At 62.7% G+C, this 18351-nt stretch carries 15 protein-coding genes and 1 tRNA gene; 6 read left to right on the forward strand and 10 right to left on the reverse strand.

The genetic code is table 11. From position 1 onward, the window contains the following. Positions 1-50: 50 nt before the first annotated feature. Positions 51-530: a MaoC family dehydratase gene (locus HAP47_RS02320; protein ID WP_173639611.1), complete on the reverse strand. Its 480-nt coding sequence runs from the start codon at positions 528-530 to the stop codon at positions 51-53. 167 nt (positions 531-697) lie between these two features. Between HAP47_RS02320 and HAP47_RS02325 the strand changes: the two genes are divergently transcribed. Next, positions 698-1612 carry a DMT family transporter gene (locus HAP47_RS02325; protein WP_173639610.1) on the forward strand — a complete coding sequence of 305 codons (915 nt, stop codon included), beginning with the start codon at positions 698-700 and terminating at the stop codon, positions 1610-1612. Positions 1613-1792: 180 nt separating this feature from the next. On the opposite strand, the gene HAP47_RS02330 is transcribed toward HAP47_RS02325, so the two are convergent. From HAP47_RS02330 to HAP47_RS02345, 4 genes are all read right to left on the reverse strand, one after another. Further along, entirely contained in the window at positions 1793-2389 is a 597-nt protein-coding gene (locus HAP47_RS02330) for a GNAT family N-acetyltransferase (protein ID WP_173639609.1), read from the reverse strand. Positions 2390-2559: 170 nt separating this feature from the next. Then, positions 2560-2829, reverse strand: a complete 270-nt coding sequence (rpmA, locus tag HAP47_RS02335; RefSeq protein ID WP_024583287.1) for a 50S ribosomal protein L27 — start codon at positions 2827-2829, stop codon at positions 2560-2562. 102 nt (positions 2830-2931) lie between these two features. Next, positions 2932-3399 (reverse strand): 50S ribosomal protein L21, encoded by a 468-nt coding sequence (gene rplU, locus HAP47_RS02340; RefSeq protein WP_173639608.1) that lies wholly within the window; start codon positions 3397-3399, stop codon positions 2932-2934. 254 nt (positions 3400-3653) lie between these two features. After that, entirely contained in the window at positions 3654-4604 is a 951-nt protein-coding gene (locus HAP47_RS02345) for a GlxA family transcriptional regulator (RefSeq protein ID WP_173639607.1), read from the reverse strand. A 123-nt stretch (positions 4605-4727) separates the two neighbouring features. On the opposite strand from HAP47_RS02345, the gene HAP47_RS02350 reads away from it, so the two are divergent. Then, entirely contained in the window at positions 4728-5645 is a 918-nt protein-coding gene (locus HAP47_RS02350) for an SDR family NAD(P)-dependent oxidoreductase (RefSeq protein ID WP_173639606.1), read from the forward strand. On the opposite strand, the gene HAP47_RS02355 is transcribed toward HAP47_RS02350, so the two are convergent. Beyond that, entirely contained in the window at positions 5605-6924 is a 1320-nt protein-coding gene (locus HAP47_RS02355; RefSeq protein ID WP_173639605.1) for a transposase, read from the reverse strand. The genes HAP47_RS02350 and HAP47_RS02355 overlap by 41 nt on opposite strands. Before the next feature lie 231 nt (positions 6925-7155). Between HAP47_RS02355 and HAP47_RS02360 the strand changes: the two genes are divergently transcribed. Together HAP47_RS02360 and HAP47_RS02365 are read left to right on the forward strand one after the other, a co-directional pair. After that, on the forward strand, positions 7156-7695 hold the full coding sequence (locus HAP47_RS02360) for a hypothetical protein (RefSeq protein ID WP_173639604.1): 540 nt from the start codon (positions 7156-7158) through the stop codon (positions 7693-7695). Positions 7696-7911: 216 nt separating this feature from the next. Next, a complete protein-coding gene (locus HAP47_RS02365) occupies positions 7912-9069 on the forward strand; it encodes an ROK family protein (protein WP_173639603.1) in 1158 nt (385 codons plus the stop codon). A gap of 198 nt (positions 9070-9267) precedes the next feature. Here HAP47_RS02365 and HAP47_RS02370 read toward each other — a convergent pair whose 3' ends face one another. Beyond that, the gene (locus HAP47_RS02370; protein WP_173639602.1) at positions 9268-10131 is read right to left on the reverse strand and encodes an alpha/beta fold hydrolase; all 864 of its coding nucleotides are present in this window, start codon (positions 10129-10131) and stop codon (positions 9268-9270) included. A 212-nt stretch (positions 10132-10343) separates the two neighbouring features. On the opposite strand from HAP47_RS02370, the gene HAP47_RS02375 reads away from it, so the two are divergent. Next, positions 10344-10433: transfer RNA gene (locus HAP47_RS02375), tRNA-Ser, on the forward strand. 935 nt (positions 10434-11368) lie between these two features. Here the strand turns inward: HAP47_RS02375 and HAP47_RS02380 are convergent. After that, a complete protein-coding gene (locus tag HAP47_RS02380) occupies positions 11369-11674 on the reverse strand; it encodes a hypothetical protein (RefSeq protein ID WP_173639601.1) in 306 nt (101 codons plus the stop codon). Between the two features lie 95 nt (positions 11675-11769). Between HAP47_RS02380 and HAP47_RS02385 the strand changes: the two genes are divergently transcribed. Next, positions 11770-14067 carry a heavy metal translocating P-type ATPase gene (locus tag HAP47_RS02385; protein ID WP_173639600.1) on the forward strand — a complete coding sequence of 766 codons (2298 nt, stop codon included), beginning with the start codon at positions 11770-11772 and terminating at the stop codon, positions 14065-14067. A gap of 1148 nt (positions 14068-15215) precedes the next feature. On the opposite strand, the gene HAP47_RS02390 is transcribed toward HAP47_RS02385, so the two are convergent. Together HAP47_RS02390 and HAP47_RS02395 are read right to left on the reverse strand one after the other, a co-directional pair. Then, positions 15216-16805 carry an ABC-F family ATP-binding cassette domain-containing protein gene (locus HAP47_RS02390; protein WP_173639599.1) on the reverse strand — a complete coding sequence of 530 codons (1590 nt, stop codon included), beginning with the start codon at positions 16803-16805 and terminating at the stop codon, positions 15216-15218. 138 nt (positions 16806-16943) lie between these two features. Continuing rightward, on the reverse strand, positions 16944-18263 hold the full coding sequence (locus tag HAP47_RS02395; protein WP_173639598.1) for an Hsp70 family protein: 1320 nt from the start codon (positions 18261-18263) through the stop codon (positions 16944-16946). Between the last annotated feature and the right edge of the window lie 88 nt (positions 18264-18351).

Below are 18351 nucleotides of genomic sequence, written 5' to 3' on the forward strand. Positions count from 1 at the left end.
GACTTCGGCGAAAAGCCTTAATTTTCGGGCCTTTTTGCGACCCCGAGCGGTTAAGTGGGCCGCCGCCGCACCAGGAATTTCTGCACCCCCTCCAACACCAGCTCGCGGCGCTGGTTGTGCACGGTCGAGCGCAGCGTCACGACGCCCGTGGTCCGGCCGGGTGCGAGCTCGACCACCTCCAGCGCGGGGTAGATGGTATCGCCGGCATAGACCGGTTTCAGGAACTTGCTCGATTGTTCCAGGAAGCCGACCAGCGATTCCTCCACGACATAGGGAAACAGCCCGGCGCCGGGCGCGGTGTGCACCAGGGTCTGGAAGCCGTGCGCGAGCAGGTCCGGCATGCCCCGCGTGCGGCAATATTCGACGTCGTAATGGATCGGATGGGTGTCGCCGCTCGCGGTCTGGAACGCCGCGAACACGGCCGAGGTCTGGGTCCGGCTCGGAATCACGAAGCGCTCGCCGAGCACGAAATCCTCGAACCACCGCTGCGCGGGGACCATGCGATGCTGGGTGGGGTCGAATTCGCTCATGCGGCGTTTCCTGCTCTGCTTCTTGAATGGCTGCCCTACCGGTAGCGCAGGCGCTGCACTGCGACAATTAGTTCGATCTGCAGCTGCCGGGGTTGTCCTGCGCAACGACGTCGGTAAAACCGGCGGCAGGTCCGGCCCGACTCAGAGGCGGCGACAACAAGAGAACAATGAGCCTGTTCGCAAAACTGTCCTCCTACGATGATCGATCGGCGCGGCTCGCCGGCATCGGGTTGATGCTGCTGTCGATCTTCATGTTCTCGTTCGGCGACGCGATGGGCAAATTCATCGTCGCCACCTATTCGGTCGGGCAATTGCTGTGGCTGCGCGCATGCGCGGCGCTGCTCGTGCTGCTGCCGATCGTGTGGCAGCGGCGTGCGGATTTCCTGCATTTGGAGCGTCCGTGGCTGCAATTGCTGCGCGTCACGCTGTCGACGCTGGAGGTCGCGGCGTTCTTCCTGGCGACCGTCTATCTGCCGCTCGCCGACGTCATCACCTACTATCTGGCGGGACCGATCTTCGTCACCGCGATCTCGGGTCTCGTGCTCGGCGAGCATATCGGCTGGCGGCGCTGGACCGCGATCCTGGTCGGCTTTTGCGGGGTGCTGATCGCGCTGCGGCCATCGGCGCAGACCATCAGCTGGCCGGCGATGATCGCGCTCGGCGGCAGCCTGTCGTTTGCGGTGCTGATGCTGATCACGCGATCGCTGCGCGCGACGCCCGATATCGTGCTGGCGACGTCGCAATTCGGCGGCACCTTCATCCTGGGCCTCGTGCTCTCGCCGTTCGGCTGGGTGACGCCGACGGCCGGCAGCCTCGTGCTGTTCTTCACCGCCGGCATCATCTCGGTTGCGGCGCTGCTGTGCGTGAACCGCTCGCTGAAACTCGCGCCGGCGAGCGTGGTGGTGCCGTACCAGTATTCGATGATCGTCTGGGCGGTGATCTTCGGCTTCGTGGTATTCGGCGACGTGCCGTCCTGGGCCACGATCATCGGCGCCGCCGTCATCATCGCGGCCGGCCTTTACATCTTCGTGCGCGAGCAGCAGCTCGGACGCACGGATTCCGCGATCAATCCGCCGGCGTAAGGCTCACCCTCCCCTGGAGGGGGAGGGTCGACGCGAATGCAATGAGCGGCGGGGTGGGGTGAAGGTCCCTCCTCATCCGACAGCGCCAGATGGGAGAGATCACCCCACCCCGTTGCGCCTTCCGCTGCGCTCCACGCGCAACGACCCTCCCCCTCCAGGGGAGGGTGAAGACCAGAAGCCTTAGCTCTCCCGCCGGGTCGAGTTGTTCCAGCTCTTCAGCGAAGCCCAGACGCCGCGCGACAGCCGGAAGGCATCCACCGGGCTCGATGAGCCCAGCGCCTCGAAGCGGTGCAGCTCGACGCCGCTCCACTGGAAGCCGCACTTCTCGAGGATGTTGCGTGACGACGGGTTGACGACGCGGGCGCCAGCGATCAGCTGGTCGAGATCGAATTCCTCGAAGAAGTAGTCGATCACCGCGCGCGCGGCCTCGGTGCCGAAGCCCTGGCCCCAATGGTCGACACCGAGCCAGTAGCCGAGTTCGGCCGCGGTCTCCTCGCGCCAGTCGATGCCGACCATGCCGATCGGCGTGTGATTGTTCTCGATCAGGAAGACGGTTTCGCGTCCGCCGGCGCCGAGCGCGCGCACGAAGTCGATGGCGTCGTCCTGCGTATAGGGATGCGGCAGGCGGCGGGTGTTCTCCGCGATGCGGCGATCATTGGCGAGGCGTGCGATGGCTTTTACGTCCGCGAGCGTCGGCTTGCGCAATGTCAGCCGTTCGGTCTCGAGGACGCAAGCTCTTGCTTCGCGCAAGGTCGACGTCGGGATGTCCTGCAACATGTCGAGCTCCTGTGATGCGACAATCGGTACGCAACGCTTGGAACGTTGCGCGCGGTCGAAGTCGAACGCGCGCAACAAAAAGGGGAGGCCGGTCATCCCGCCTCCCCCTGGAGCCCTTGTGCTGCTCCGCCGGTTCAACAGGACCCGGCGGACTCATGTGTGTCCACCGTCTACTCGGCCGCCTCTGCCATCGGAATAACCGAGATGAACGTGCGGCCATTGGCTTTGGCACGGAACTCGACATGACCCTCGACCTTGGCGAAGAGAGTATGATCGGTGCCCATGCCGACATTAAGGCCAGGATGCCAGGTGGTGCCGCGCTGACGCGCGATGATGTTTCCGGGGATCACGCGCTCGCCACCGAACGCCTTGATGCCAAGGCGCTTGCCCTTGGAATCACGTCCGTTGCGCGATGAACCGCCTGCTTTTTTATGAGCCATAGCTCGTCTCCGACTTCGCTTTGATCTCTAGATCAATTCCTTGACGGAATCATTTCACGTTTTGTCACGCATCACATCTGAAGGCGCGACGATCACTTCTTCTTAGCTCTTGGCCGCGGCCTTCTTGGCCGGAGCCTTCTTCGCGGCCGGCGCCTTTGCGGGCGCCTTCTTCTTGGCCGCCTTCGGTGCTGCGTCCTCGCCATCGGCGGGCGCTGCGACCTTTTCCTTCTTCGGCCGGGGGCCGACGGTCGGCTTGGCGTTATCGGCGAGGATCTCGGTGATGCGAAGCACCGTGAGCTCGTCGCGATAGCCGCGCTTGCGGCGTGAATTCTTGCGGCGACGCTTCTTGAACGCGATCACCTTGGCGCCGCGCTTGTGCTGCAGCACTTCGGCTGCAACGGTGGCGCCTGCCACGGTGGGCGTTCCCAGCACCGGCGTGTCACCGCCGAGCACCAGAACTTCGCCTAGCTGCACGATCGTGCCGACATCGCCGGCGATCTTGCCAATCTCGAGTACATCATTCGGAACGACACGGTACTGCCGGCCGCCGGTTTTGATGACTGCGAACATCGTTTGATTCCTTCGTGTTCGGTTCCGGCCTCGGACGGTTAGCCCGGGTCGGCTTTTTGTTCAGTCGCTATGGGTTATGTGTTTCGCGCGAAGGGAATGAATTCCCAAACTGGATCGCACAAAAACAATCGGCGCGAGAAAACTCCGCGCCGGATGGGCGGACTTATAGCTGCTGGCGACGCGGAGTCAAGGTAAGGCAAGGCAAAAACCGGCCAAAAATGAAGGGTTTGGCGTGTTTTCGGCCCGCATTGCCCTCAGGCGGCGGTCTTTGCCGCGGCCCGCGCGTGCCGGCGGATGGTCTGCGGCGGCTGGCCCAGCACCCGCAAGAACGCCCGCCGCATCCTTTCGCGATCGGCAAAACCGGTCTCTACAGCAATTTCGTCCATTGAATGGCGGCCGTCGCCGATCAATTCTCTGGCAGCCTCGACCCGGAGCTGCTCGATTGCCTTGGCCGGCGACTGCCCGGTCTCGGCGCGGAAGGCGCGGCTGAACTGGCGCGGGCTGAGCCGTGCCACCTCGGCCAATTCCTCGACCGAGAGCTCGTTGCGCGGGTGCGCCTTGGCGTAGTTGAGGGCGTTCTGGATGCGGTCGGATTTCGGGTCGAGCTCAAGCAGCGCCGAGAACTGCGACTGGCCGCCGGTGCGGCGATGATAGACCACGAGCTTGCGGGCCACCGAACGGGCGACCTCGACGCCCAAATCATGCTCAATCATCGCCAGCGCCAGATCGATCGTCGCGGTCATGCCGGCCGAGGTCCAGATCGGCCCGTCGACGATGTAGATGCGGTCCTGCTCGACCTTGAGCCCGGGAAATCGGGCCTGCAATTCCGGGGCGAATTGCCAGTGCGTGGAAACGCGCCGGCCGTCGAGCAGGCCGGCTTCAGCCAGTGAGAAGGCGCCGATGCAGGGCGCGGCGATGCGCTGCGATGTCGTCATGGCGCGTCGCATATAGTCGATCAGCTTCGGGGATGCCGGGTGAAGCTCGTGGCCGGCGCCGATGAACAGCGTGTCGAAGCTGCGATCGCCAAAGGCTTCGGTTTCGACATTGAAGCCGGCGGAGGATCGCACCGGGCCACCGTTCTCCGACAGCAGCGTGACCTCGTAGAAGGGCGCGCCTGCGATAAGGTTGGCGACCTCGAAGGCGGTGATGGCGGTGAAGCCCATCACCTGGAAGTCCGGGAAGATGACGAAGCCGATCTCCTGCATGGAACCCTCCGACCGAGCCTATGTCCTAAAAAGGTGTATATATGACATTTGAGACATGCAAGGGCGCCTGTAAAACCTGAGCAGCGGCCAAGACCGGCCGTTCGGGTCAAACAGGAGACCAACATGACCAAGTCAGCCAAGGGAACGGCGCTCGTTACCGGTGCGTCGTCCGGAATCGGTGCCATCTATGCGGACCGGCTCGCACGGCGTGGCTACGATCTGATCCTCGTTGCACGTAACCGCGAGCGCCTCGATGGGCTTGCCAAGCGTCTTTCGCAGGAGACAGGCCGATCGATCGAGATCGTTCCCGCCGACCTCGCCAAGCGCGGCGATGTATCGCGGATCGAATCCGTTCTGCGCAGCAACGAAGGCATCAGCGTGCTGGTGAACAACGCCGGCGTCGGCGCCACCGCGCCATTGCTCGCATCCGATGTCGACAAGATGAGCGACTTGATCGCGCTCAATGTCGACGCGCTGATGCGCCTGACCTATGCGGCGGTGCCGGGATTCGTCGCGCGCGGCGGCGGCACCATCATCAATATCGCCTCGGTCGTCGGCGTCCAGCCGGAACTGCTCAACGGCGTCTACGGCGGCAGCAAGGCCTTCGTGCTCGCACTGACCCACTCGCTGCAGCACGAGCTGAAGGACAAGAACATTCGCGTCCAGGCCGTGCTGCCGGGGGCCACGGCCACCGAGTTCTGGGACATCGCCGGCACGCCGGTCGAGCATCTGCCCGGCGAGATCGTGATGAAGGCCGAGGACATGGTGAACGCTGCGCTGGCCGGCCTCGACCAGGGCGAGGTCTTCACCGTGCCGTCGCTGCCGGATGCCGCGGATTGGCAGGCCTATGAGGCGGCTCGCCAGAAGCTGATGCCGAATCTGTCGCGCAGCACGCCCGCGGCGCGCTACAGGGCAGGCTGTGCGAAAACGCCAGCGGCCGACCGCATCGCCAGCAAACTTCGGCTGAGGCGAAGCGAGGCCCCACCTCAGTTCGGTGTAATTACCTTGTTCCGAAAGTGTTGGCCGCGTGGAGAATATTGAAGGCCATGATCGATAACGCGGCTTCCGCCTTCACCGCCCTGAGCCCTCTCGTCAGGAACCTTCCGCCGCCCGACATTCGTTTAATCGTGCCGAACGGATGCTCGACCGTGCATCTCCTGATCGTCATCAGACTGGGGTTAGCATGGATTCGGGCCTCCATGCGGTCGAGAGCGCTTTGATCGACAAGCCGATGGATCGTGCGCTGCGCCCCGGGCGTGAATTTCGATTTGAGGGCACAGGTCGTGCAGGCGGAGGTGCGATAGCCGATCGCTCGATTGCGAGTATGGATTCCGGATGGGCGCAGTGTTTTCCCTCCGGGACAACGGATCGTGTCGCTGTCCTCATCGTAGATGAACTGCACCGGCCGAAAATGTTCGGAATTCATTGCACCACGTTTGATCGGCGCGGCGACCTCGATGTTCTCACGTTCGCAGCGAGCGACTTCCTCCGCGTTTGAATAGCCGCCATCGGTGAGCACCTGGAGCTGATCTACCTCCAGCACAGCTTTGGCCGCGACAGACATCGGATGAAGAAGATGGCTGTCGTTCGCATGGGCATATCCCATCGGCTTGGCCTCGGGCTCGCCGAACACGAGCACCTTCTCGTCCCGTCGCTCGAGTTCGTGCTGTCGCCGGGCCAACCGATCCTTCCGGCGCTGCAAGGGGGCGATGGCGGTCTTGAAGCCCTCGCGGTGCAGCGGTTGATCTTCGAAACCCTGCCCTACGGTCTCGTCGATAATGTCCAGGCGATCGAGATAATAGGCGATCTCTTTTTCGGTATGCGCAATGTCCCGAGAGAGCCGCTCCGCTCCGGCGATGTTCTTCGGACTGGCGACAGCCCGCATCTTAGTGCCGTCTAGCGCGACCGATCGACCGCCCACCAAGTTCTGTTCGCGACAGAACAGTACGAATGCTGCGCTGGCCGCTACGATCGCGTCGGGATAGTCGTGCCGGAACGCGGCAATGGTCCGATAATCTGGCACGAGCTGGCGCATCAGCCACATCGCCTCAAGGTCACGCTTGCAGGTGCGCTCCAGATGCCGCGATGATCGGACCTGATTGAGGTAACCCCAGATATAGAGGCGAAGCATGTCGCCGGGATGATAGCCTGGTCGTCCGGTCGATGCCGCAATAGCGCGCGTGAAGCCAAGCTTGAGCAGGTCCAGACTGTCGATGAAAGCATCGACGACACGGACGAGTGTGTCAGGCCCAACATAGTCATCGATACAAGGAGGAAGCAGGTTGGACTGATCTCGCGCTGTACCCTCAATGAAGCTCATAGCCACCTTGGCGAAGCAGATCAGGAGAGGTTTGATTCTACATTTTTTTGTTTTCGATAAAGAGCTCCTGTGCTGGGTTCGAATACCTACACGAACGCGGGATCGCGGCATCTCCCCGACCTTCCAGACTTCCGAAATGGCGGAAAGCCGATAGACAGGCTTTTCGGTCGCGCCAACGCATAAGCCGCCATATAATGAGTCCACTATTAGGCGGTCGAATGGGAGGCAGCTGTGCGAGTGTTCGTAACCGGTCCAACTGGCAGCGGCAAATCCACCTTTGCCGGTAGAGTGGCAGACGGGGCGGCACTGCCACTGTATTCGTTGGATGACATCCATTGGGTGAAGCAACCCGGCGGGGATCGTCGGCGTGCGCCGGATGAGCGATTAGCGATGCTCTTGTCGTTGGTTCAGCAAGGCGGCTGGGTCATTGAGGGGGTTCAGTTCAAATGGGCTGACCCAGCTTTGGATAGCGCCGACAAGATCGTCGTTTTGGACATTCCTCGATGGTCCAACACCCTTCGCATTTTGCGGCGCTTCGCCCGTCGCCGCCGTGCTTCGAAAGAGAACCCGCGCGCAACTTGGACAGCGCTGCGGGAGGAATTGCGTTGGTCTAGCGACTATTATCGCTATGAGCGCGCGCTGCTCTTTGAAAAGCTGGCCCGGTATCGAGAAAAGGTCATCGAGATCCATGACGAACGAACCCTGCGCCGTGCGCTCGCTCACACTATCGTCGCGACCGCTATCGGGCAGCCTGCAAATTTACCTGCGTGACCGAAATTGGACGGAAGTAGCCAAAAGCCACGCCATAGAGGGTATTAAATTACTCGCTGCGCTCGCACGATAGGTGGGTTTTAGCACAGCCTGGGGGGGAGGCCGCCTGAGACATTTGCGAAATGGCGTCCCGCAACCGGCCACGCGCCGCCGTGCGGGACGCAACCATTTGAGTTCCCCGTCGTTAGTGCAGGGAATCTCAAGCGGGCAGGGCGAATGGCCGAAGACACTGGACTGACCACGGGAATCGCGCACCACGGTGCCGCGCGGCTGCCATCCGTCGAGATCGACAGCTTCAACATCGAGCTGAAGGACGACGAGGGTTTTCTCGGCGATCGCGCCTCCAAGGGCGCTTTCCGCAAGATCCTCGACCGCTGGCGCAAGCCGCTGCGCAAATCGGAGGAGGATCCGTTCGGCGACGAGCCCTCGGACCAGATCAGCAAGAAGAAGCTCGACGAGTTGCTGGTCGGCGAGGACACCGAGGCCTCCGCGGTCGTGCACAGCGCGATCGAGGAGTTTGCGCAGGAGCTCGCCTATGTGACGCGGCGCTTCCTCGGCACCAAGGCATGGGCCAGGACCGAGCGCATCGTGGTCGGCGGCGGCTTTCGCGACTCCAGGCTCGGCGAACTCGCCATCGCGCGCACCGACATCATCCTGAAGTCGGAGGATTTCAAGGTCGATCTGGTGCCGATCCGCTTTCATCCCGATGATGCCGGCCTGATCGGCACGCTGCATCTGGCGCCGTCGTGGATTTTCGAGGCCCATGACGGCGTGCTCGCCGTCGATATCGGCGGCACCAATATCCGCTGCGGTATCGTCGAGACGCGCTGGAAGAAAGCGCCCGATCTCTCCAAGGCGGCGGTCTGGAAATCGGAGCTGTGGCGCCACGCCGATGACGAGCCGACGCGCGAAGGCGCGGTGAAGCGGCTGGTGAAGATGCTGAAGGATCTGATTGCAGCCGCAGGGAAGGACAACCTCAGGCTCGCGCCGTTCATCGGCATCTCCTGTCCCGGCGTCATCAACGAGGACGGCTCGATCGAGAAGGGCGCACAGAATTTGCCGGGCAATTGGGAGAGCAGCAAATTCAACCTGCCGGCGAGCCTGGTCGACGCGATCCCGCAGATTGGCGACCATGACACCGCGATCGTGATGCACAATGACGGCGTGGCGCAGGGACTGGCCGAGGTCCCGTTCATGCAGGACGTCTCGCGCTGGGGCGTGCTGACCATCGGAACCGGCCTCGGCAATGCCCGCTACACCAACCGCAAGAAAGACAACGGCAAGGACGAGAAGAAGAGCGAAAAGAAGGACCAGGCCGACGAGGGCGAAAAGGGCGAGAAAAAGGCCAAGAAAGCCAAGAAGGCCGATGCCTGAGCGGCTTGGGTGGCCCGATCGCCAGGTAAGGTTGATCGGTTAGGTTAAGATCGGGTTCGCGTTGCTGATCCAGCGCCGGCCGCTACCGTGGACAGTGTCGCTCCCGCCGACCGGCGAAGCCGCACTTCCCGGCCGGCAATATTGAGAAGCGGCACGGGACCGCCAGTTTTTGTCGCGTCCTGGCGGTCCCACCACTTTCTACTTCCAATTGATCCGCGCGAAGAAGCCGGCGATCTCGGCGGCGGCGCGGTCGGAATCCTCGCGATGCGGGAAGTGCCCGACATCGGGGAACATCTTCAGGTCCAGATTCGAGAAGGTCTCGCCCAGCCGGTCGGTCCAGGCATAGGGAAACAGCGGGTCGTGCTCGGCCCAGCGGATGCAGGTCGGCACCGTGATCGGCGGCAGCGCAGGCGCTTCGCCCTGCATCATCTTCACGCGCCCCGCATGGGAGGCGCGATAATGCGCGAAGCCGCCGGCGAGGTTGCCGGGCTTGAAGAGGTTGTCGGCGAAGTCCTCGATCACGTCGTCGAACGCGGCCTTGCGGTGCGTCCAGTTGTGCAGGAAATGGCCGATATACGTGCGGCAGGTCTCGCGGCTGGCGCCGACCAGCGCGGGCGCCATGTCCATCTGGTGGAACGACTGGTACCAGATGTGGTTCAGCCGGTCGGGCGTGGCCATCCGCGCCCCGATGCCGGGATAGACGAAATCGAAGAAAAACAGCCCCGCAATGCGCTCCGGCGCCTTGCGGGCGAGCGGCTGCATCACGGCGCCGCCGACGTCGTGGCCGACCACGCCGGCCTTGTCGATGTCGAGTGCGTCCAGCAGCGCCAGCATGTCGTCGGTATGCTGATCGGGGCCGTAAGGGCCCTGCGGCTTGTCGCTGTCGCCGAAGCCGCGCAGGTCGGGCGCGATCAGGGTGTAGCGATCGGCGAGGCGCGCCATCACCGGCTTCCAGGTCAGCCAGAATTCCGGCCAGCCGTGCAACAGCAGCAGCGGCCTGCCGCTCCCGGTCCGTGCGACGTGGAACGCCGCGCCATTGGCTCGAATCGTCACATGCTCCATGGGCCGCTCCTGCTGCTTTTGCTTCGCCCGCGCGCCGATCGAACCCGAACCGTCCCGCTAGCGCTTTGTTTCGGCGCGCTTTCTTGCTTCATTCCGTGCTTCGCTGGGGCGAGCCGCCGGTGACGGAAATATTATTGCAGCGCCTTGTCTGGCCCGCCATCCTCGCCTAGAACACGCCCCGACCGCGGGTGGCGCAAATCACCCGGGCCATCGGAGAGGTGGCAGAGTGGTTGAATGCACCGCACTCGAAATGCGGCATAGGTGCAAGCCTATCGGGGGTTCGAATCCCTCCCTCTCCGCCACCCTGCCCCCTGCCGGGCTTCGGGTGGCAGGCCACCCTTTCAGACCAGCGCGAAGTTTGTCTCCCGAAGGTTCGCGAGGAGCACGGGGCCATCACTTCTGGTACGTCTTCGTGCCGGGCCACTGACCCAAGCGCGGCTTAGGGGATGAGTCTGCTTTCGTTCTCATTCATGCGGTAGTGCTAGCCGGCCTTTACCCTGATTGCCTGGCTTGATTTTCGCAGTGCCCTTAATCGGTTGGCGGCGTTTGCAGTGGGGGGCATCGACCTTACGCCCATAGGGGAATTTTATGGGGTCACCAAGCCGTTCCTTACGTGATTCTCCGTAAGGGAAATCACGGGGCACCGGCCAGAGTGCTCAACCAAGAACGTTCCATGTCTTTTGTGGATTCTGTCCCACGCCCTAGGAACAAGTGTTCACTTTGTAACTTAATTTCTCGCCTCGCTGGAGGGGCAAGTCCATGGGCGCAATCGGGCAGAGAATCCAAGAGATCGAAAACCAACAACCGGCCAAACCCTGTCGATGCGGCAAGCCGCAAGATTTGGTCCGGACCATGCTGAGTATCCACACTGGCAAGCACGTCCGCATGTTCGAGTGCAGCGCATGCCACGAGCGAACCTGGGACGATGACTAAGGCCGACTCCAATCTGCGGTGCCACCTAAGTAGGCCGCGCCCGGACATTCACTTTAGCATCGTCCGGTCGCTGCACCTAACAGCCAGCCGAGCGGCTCACCTGTCGCCACATCCCGCGACTACTCCGATTCCGTGAGGCCGCTTCAGTTGGCGGGCTCTTTCTTTATCAGATCAAGCTTGCCATGTCGCTTGATGGCCCTTTTCGGAAGTGCTGCGTTAGCTATCGAAAGTCCGGTGTCGGGGGAGAAGCAGACAAGTCACGATCATCCGAGTTTGACCCAGAGCGGTAAGGCCGTGGGCTCGATCACCGAAAGGCGACATAGGTGATGAGCAAGCCAATGATGAAGAAGGCCGTTAGAGTGCCTGGTGCGCGCTCAACAGCGACGTTCAAGAAAACATAAAAAATGATGATGCCACCGAAGATCACGAACCCGTAGAAGAAAATTAAGAGAGCCCCTGCCCCCATAGAGGTGGCCCCGGCATGGCGCGCCTCCGCTGATTGAATGCCGTTCGACCGTAGCCCGACGACGGCTAATTCCGTGCAAGCCGAACAAATGTCCGGGCCGCTCCGACGTTCCGGCACCGCTTGCAATACAGTTTCAACTCGCACTTCCGCTAATCACTACGATTGATTTCGGTCAATCAGCGTAATTGGTCTGGCGCTAACATTTATGATCTTGCTCTATCCTCCGGGGGGACACTTGGATGTCGGGGCTACTGACTGAAAGGATGTTTCGACGAGCATTGATTGCGATAGCGCTTGGGGGGCTCGCTTTTGGAGTTGTGGCTTGGGCCAACGGGCGGAGCGATGTTGCAAATTGGTGTTGGGGCGCCGGCACTTTGCCGGTGGTCATAGGTCTGTTGATTTCCATGATCCGCGACTTCTTGGCGGGTCGTATTGGGGTGGATTCGGTCGCCTTCGTCTCAATGTCGGGCGCGCTCGTGCTCGGTCAGAATTTGGCCGGCATCGTCGTCGCCATCATGTACGCGGGCGGAAATCTGCTCGAGGACTTTGCGGTCGCACGGGCTGAGCGTGATCTTAGGTCGTTAATTGATAGAGCACCAAGAATTGCCCATCGTTGCATCGACTCGATTATCGATGACGTGCCTATCGAGCAAGTCGAAGTAGGTGATTACATTCTCGTTCGCGCAGGCGAGGTCATACCTGTCGATGGGTTCATAACCAGCCAACTGGCCACGATCGATGAGGCGGCGCTCACCGGGGAGCCGATTCCGGTTTCCCGTCAAGCTGGTGAACTCGCTCGAAGCGGCTCGCTCAACGCTGGAGATACATTCGAACTCCGCGCATCCGCCCCGGCAAGCGAAAGTACCTATGCGGGCATTGTCCGCATGGTCAGTGCGGCGCAGACGGCAAAGTCGCCATTCATACGCCTGGCAGACCGCTTTGCGCTGCTGCTCTTGCCGATCACGCTGGCAATTGCTGGCGGCGCCTGGTTCTTCTCTAACGATCCTGTCCGCGGACTTGCCGTGCTGGTTGCAGCAACGCCATGCCCGCTTATTCTGGCGGCGCCGGTCGCCTTCATCTCGGGGGTCGCACAGGCCGCAAAGCGCGGAATTCTCATCAAGGGCAGTGGGCCGCTCGAAGCGCTCGCTCGCACTCATACGGTGATGTTCGATAAGACGGGTACGCTGACGGTCGGCGGGGCGCGGCTCGTTGCAATCGAGGTCGCTCCCGCCCAAAGCGCTGACGAAGTTCTGCGGATCGCAGGTTCCTTGGAACAAGCCTCACATCATGTAGTCGCTGCGGCGATCGTCGAAGCGGCCATGGGGAAGGGGCTCAAGCTCACTATTCCATCCGAAGTCCGAGAGACCATGGGCTCTGGTTTGGAAGGTGTGGTTGACGGACAGACTGTTCGAGTGGGCTCGTATCAAATGGTCCATGGGGCTCGCAAGCCGGAGACCTGGGCGTCTCGGGCCCTGAGACGTGCGACATGGCGCTCCGCGCTGAGTGTATTTGTGGCCGTAGGTGGACGCACAATCGGCGCAGTATTGCTCGCTGACGAGCTTCGACGCGAGACGCCGCGCGCCGTACAATCGCTGCGAGCGGCCGGAGTTGCGCGGATCGTCATGGTGACGGGCGATCGAGCAGACGCCGCTGAGACTATCGGCGCCGCGCTTGATCTCGATGCGGTTCTTGCTGAACGGGAGCCGGCCGACAAGGTCGATGCCGTCGCAACCGAGCAGCGCCAAAGCCCCACCGTGATGGTCGGTGACGGTATCAATGATGCGCCTGCGTTGGCGGCAGCTAACGTCGGCATCGCCATGGGGGCCCGCGGTGCAAGTGCTTCGTCGGAAGCAGCCGATGTTGTAATTCTCGTCGATCGTCTCGATCGAGTTTCCGATGCCGTCGCCATCGCACGGCGTACCCGCGGCATCGCGCTGCAGAGCATAGTTTGCGGAATGGCACTCTCTGGATTGGCAATGTGCTTTGCCGCCGTCGGCCTGTTGCCGCCAATCGCAGGCGCTTTGACGCAGGAAGCCATCGATGTTGCGGTGATCCTCAATGCGTTGCGCGCGCTGACTTCCGGCCACGAGTTTGGTCATAAAAAAATGCCGGCGGCTGCAGCTACAGCGCTGCGCCAGGACCACGAGCGAATGGAGCCGACGCTCGACCGGCTGAGAGAGATTGCGGATGCGCTTGATGCCGTTGAGGGAGCGGGAGCGGTGACGCTGATTTCCGAAGCTGACGATATCGTTTCGAGGCAGATCGCCGAACATGAGCGCGACGATGAAAGTGTCGTGTATCCGCGCGTCGCTAAATTTTTGGGAAATCGCCACGGGCTAGGGGCAATGAGCCGAGCGCACCGCGAGATTATACACATGGCGCGACTTCTGCGTCGGCTCGCCGATGGCCTCACTCCTCCGGATACGGACCATTACCTGATTAGGGACGCGCAGCGCGTCATTGAGGGAATTGAAGCGCTTGTGCGTATCCATAATGCCCAGGAGGAAGATATCTACGAGCAAGCCATTGGAGCTTAGTTGCGAGCACGATATTTCCTGGACACGTCAGGCGGCTCTCGTGTGGGTGCGATGACCTCTAATGGAATAATCCGGCCGTGCTCCGCGACGTCTGAAACTGCCCCCTGTGCGGGCGCCAGATCGTAGGCGGTCGTATATTCTCTAATTCCAGCGTGCCGTGGCTTCCGGTAGCATACGGCGGTTGTTCGTGGCCCGCCATCCACGAACAGATCCGATCCCGCCAAGGCCATCCAGTATGATGCATGGTGTCCTCTGCTGCTGCCATTGCAGAAGCTGGGACAAGGCAGCGCGTCGAACGTGACATGCCCCCGAGCCTTCGTCCGGAGGATGTTGCTCCAATTGACAGCCACTCAGGCTGGAGCGGTGGCTGCTGGCTACTTTGCATGGGGTTGTTTTCGATATTTTGGCGGGAGCGCCGTGGCAGCCGGGCGCGATCGACCCTTGCCAAGGGATGACCCCGACGATCCGATCTGTCGTCACCGGGTATAGGCGCCGAGCTCGATCCTGCGGGTGACCGCGATCGCCTCGAGGGAGGCTTCATCGTGGCTGACAACCAGCCGCGCGTCGGTAACCTTAATTTTCTGTTTCGATTGTCGATAAAATTTTATCGATTATCCTCGTGACAGTTGAGCGGCGTGACGAACCGCACGATGAGAGGCGACAGCCGAGTGGCTTGACGACCTCTCTGGAATCGAAGGGGTGGGCAGAGCGCAGTGCCAGCCACCTTTCGGGCCGTCCGGTTGCGGCCGGCGGGGCAAATCAATTCTGAAGTGCATTTGATTGCCAGGTTGCGGTGCATGTCGCGCCGCATGAAGCTTCTCAATTGGGATTTCCAAGATGACGTTCGCGCATTTCTTGATCGCGGCCGGTGGCGGCTTTTTGCTGCTGGCAGGCTTCGTCGCATTTGCCCTCTGGAGAAACGCACTCCATTCGACGGCGCGGATTTAGCAACAGACGAGATTTGGTTCCGACGGCCTCGCTCACGGGGTGAGCGTGGCTGGCGGATGGCCGCACCGCCGCGCGGCCCGACAGCCGAGCACCGCGCCTACAACCTGCCCCAAGGCGACGCGTGCTCGGCTGTTCACTTCCTGACCAACCTTCGTCGCTCGAAGCATTGATCGTGATGGCAATTCCTCCAAATCTCCGCATCACCGCCACGAAGCGAGATCCAACCTGCGGGTGATTGCGATCGCCTCGAGGAAGGTCTCGTCGTGGCTGACCACCAGCAGCGCGCCGTCATAGGCGCGCAGTCCGGCCTCGACCGCTTCCATCGATTCGATGTCGAGGTGATTGGTCGGTTCGTCGAGGATCAGGAGCGGCGGCGGGCTCACGCCACCCAGCACACAGGCCAGGCCGGCGCGGAGCAACTGGCCGCCGCTGAGGCTCGCGACGCTCTGCAGCGCTGCATCGGCGCGAAACATGAAACGCGCCAGCGCGGCGCGGCAGGCGTTCTCATTGGCATCCGGATTGATGCGCCGGAAATTATCCAGGATGGACACGGACGCATCGAGCAGGCTGACCGCCTGATCGAATATCGCAAAGCGGGTCATCACCTCGACGCTGCCGCGCGCCGGGGTCAGATCGCCGCTGACGAGCTTGAGCAGCGTCGTCTTGCCGGCGCCGTTGGGACCTGTGATCGCGACGCGCTCCGGACCCGACATGGAGAAGGTGAGATCGCGCAGGATCGGCGCGCCCGCGCTGTAGCCGGCATCGGCACCTTCGATCCGCAGCACCATCCGCCCCGCCGGCAGCTGCGTCGACGGCAGCTGCACCGAGAACGGTTGCAGCACCTCGATGCGCTGGCGCGCCGCGGTGGCCAATTCGAGCGCTTGCGTCCGCCGCCGCTCGGCGAGACGGGCATTCTCGCCGCCGGTGTCCTCGCTGCGATCCTTGCGCAGCCCGGCGGCGATGCGCGGCAGACCGCCCTTGGCGCGCTTCTTCGCGCCGGCGCCGTCCTTGCGCGCCTGCCGTTCGGACGTTTCCCTCGCCCTGCGGTCGATCTCGGCGACGCGCTTCTCGGCATCGGCCAGATCGTGCCGTGCTGCCGACAGCTCGATGGCCTTGCGCGCACGGTACTGGCTCCAATTGCCGCCGTAGCGTCGGGCCTCCAGTGAGGTCAGTTCAACGATCGCATCCATGGTCTCCAGCAGCTCACGGTCATGGCTGACGATGATGGCGCCGTGCCGCCAGTCGGCGAGCAGGTCGATCACCGCCTGGCGTCCCGCGCGGTCGAGATTGTTGGTGGGTTCATCCAGCAGCAAAAAGTCAGGTTGCGCGAATGTCAGTGCGGCGAGGCGCGCCCTGGTGGCCTGTCCGCCGGACAGCGTCGCCAGCGGGGCTTCCAGAACATCGCTCAGTCCGACGCGCGCGAGCGTGGATGCGATGCGCGTGTCGAGCGTCCAGTCGATATCCGCAAGCTCTTCAGTGCTCGCAAGGCCCTGTTCGGCCCGGCGCAACGCGGCCAGCGCACCGCGCGCGCCGAACAGGTCGACGACGCCTTCTTCCGGCTGCACCTGAACCGTCTGATGCAGCATCGCGACGCGTCCCTGAACCGAGACCGTGCCGGATTGCGGCGCGCGCGCGCCTGCGATCAGGCCGAGCAGCGTCGTCTTCCCGACGCCGTTCCTGCCGACAAGGCCGGTCCGTTCGGGTCCGAAACTGAGATCGATATTGGAAAGGAGAACCCGGCCGTCAGGCGCGGACAGGGTCAGATGGGAGAGCGTGATCGATGCAGTCATGGCAATGGATATCCCCGTGGGCAAGGCTGATGGGCATTGCTGTCCGGATGAAATCCATGGCTGTCGGCATCCTCTCGAATTGATGACTGAACAGATGTAATCGTCTATTGAGCCCCGATCAAGGCACGACGCTCTTCGTCACGCCGCTTCGGCGAATGTCCAGCGGTCGGGATCAGGCGTGCGGCCGATCAGCGCGAGGCCATAGGCGATCGATTCGAATTGGTCCGCCGAGGTCAGCCGCGCTTCGCCGAAACGCTCGGCGAACAGGCGCTGCACCGCCGGCACGAACGAGGTGCCGCCGGTCAGGAATACCTTCTCCACGTCGCGCGCGGTAATGCCCGACTTTGCCAGCGCCTCGTCCACCGTTGCGCCCAGCCGCTCGATGTCGTCGGCGATCCAGGATTCGAAATCGTCGCGCGTCACGGTCGCGCCGATATCGATGCCTGCGCGGGCAAAGCGGAACTCGACGCGGTCGCGGCTCGACAGCGCGACCTTGGTGTCGGACACGGCGCGGTACAGCGCAAAGCCGAGATCATGGTCGACGATGGTGATGAAGTCGTGCAGCGGCGCCGGATCGATCGCGGTGCGCGCGAGCTGCTGCAACTCGCGCAGATCGCCATTGCCTCTCATCATCGCGAGCTGATGCCAGCGCGCGAGGCTCGAATAATAGTGATTGGGGATCGGCAGCACCTTGTCGAACGAGCGGTAGTTGGTGCCCTTGCCGAGCCGCGGCGAGACGACGTGGTCGACGATGCGGTAGTCGAAGGTGTCGCCGGCGATGCCGATGCCGGAATGTCCCAGCGGCTCGGCGCGCAGCACGCCGCCCTTGCGCGAGAAGCGCATCACGGAGAAGTCGCTGGTGCCGCCGCCGAAATCGGCGACCAGCACGGTCGCATCGTGATCGAGGCTGCGCGCGAAGGAGAACGCCGCGCCGACCGGCTCGTAGACATAGCGCGCGTGGCCGGCGCCGAGCCGCTCGAACGCGGCCCGGTAGCGCTGCATGGCGAGTTCGTCATTGGGATTGCCGCCGGCAAACTTCACCGGGCGGCCGACCATGATGGTCGGCGCGCCGAGGTCGAAGCCTTCGCCGGCATGGCGGGTCAGCGTGCGCAGGAACGCCGCGAGCAAATCCTCGAACTTGTAGCGCTGCCGGAAGATCTGGGTGGTGTTGAACGCCGAGCTTGCCGCAAAGGTCTTGAACGACTGGATGAAGCGATGGATCGTGCGTCCCTCGAGGAACTGCTCGATCGCCCACGGGCCGCCCTCGGCGCGCGGATGCAGGCTGGCGCCGGGCCGGTCCTCCCAGAAGCACAGCGCGGAGACATAGACGCTATGCGTCCGGCCGCCATGGTCGAAGCGGATCGCCTCGACGCGGCCGTCGCCATCGGACAGCGCAACCACGGTGTTGCTGGTGCCAAAATCGACACCAATCGAGACGGCGGGCGGGGCGCTCGTCATGTCATGCTCGGATTGTCTGTGAAAGGGGGCGGACCTTTAGCGGCTTTGGCCGGTCTTGCCAACCCTTCCGGACGCTATCCGGGTTGGG

The organism is Bradyrhizobium sp. 41S5, from assembly GCF_011516665.3.
GTDB lineage: Bacteria > Pseudomonadota > Alphaproteobacteria > Rhizobiales > Xanthobacteraceae > Bradyrhizobium > Bradyrhizobium quebecense.

What these genes read in the sequence shown, in the direction of transcription:
- HAP47_RS02320 (WP_173639611.1), bottom strand. Translation starts at nt 530, where the DNA reads ATGAGCGAATTCGACCCCACCCAGCATCGCATGGTCCCCGCGCAGCGG.
- HAP47_RS02325 (WP_173639610.1), top strand. Translation starts at nt 698, where the DNA reads ATGAGCCTGTTCGCAAAACTGTCCTCCTACGATGATCGATCGGCGCGG.
- HAP47_RS02330 (WP_173639609.1), bottom strand. Translation starts at nt 2,389, where the DNA reads ATGTTGCAGGACATCCCGACGTCGACCTTGCGCGAAGCAAGAGCTTGC.
- rpmA (WP_024583287.1), bottom strand. Translation starts at nt 2,829, where the DNA reads ATGGCTCATAAAAAAGCAGGCGGTTCATCGCGCAACGGACGTGATTCC.
- rplU (WP_173639608.1), bottom strand. Translation starts at nt 3,399, where the DNA reads ATGTTCGCAGTCATCAAAACCGGCGGCCGGCAGTACCGTGTCGTTCCG.
- HAP47_RS02345 (WP_173639607.1), bottom strand. Translation starts at nt 4,604, where the DNA reads ATGCAGGAGATCGGCTTCGTCATCTTCCCGGACTTCCAGGTGATGGGC.
- HAP47_RS02350 (WP_173639606.1), top strand. Translation starts at nt 4,728, where the DNA reads ATGACCAAGTCAGCCAAGGGAACGGCGCTCGTTACCGGTGCGTCGTCC.
- HAP47_RS02355 (WP_173639605.1), bottom strand. Translation starts at nt 6,924, where the DNA reads ATGAGCTTCATTGAGGGTACAGCGCGAGATCAGTCCAACCTGCTTCCT.
- HAP47_RS02365 (WP_173639603.1), top strand. Translation starts at nt 7,912, where the DNA reads ATGGCCGAAGACACTGGACTGACCACGGGAATCGCGCACCACGGTGCC.
- HAP47_RS02370 (WP_173639602.1), bottom strand. Translation starts at nt 10,131, where the DNA reads ATGGAGCATGTGACGATTCGAGCCAATGGCGCGGCGTTCCACGTCGCA.
- HAP47_RS02385 (WP_173639600.1), top strand. Translation starts at nt 11,770, where the DNA reads ATGTCGGGGCTACTGACTGAAAGGATGTTTCGACGAGCATTGATTGCG.
- HAP47_RS02390 (WP_173639599.1), bottom strand. Translation starts at nt 16,805, where the DNA reads ATGACTGCATCGATCACGCTCTCCCATCTGACCCTGTCCGCGCCTGAC.
- HAP47_RS02395 (WP_173639598.1), bottom strand. Translation starts at nt 18,263, where the DNA reads ATGACGAGCGCCCCGCCCGCCGTCTCGATTGGTGTCGATTTTGGCACC.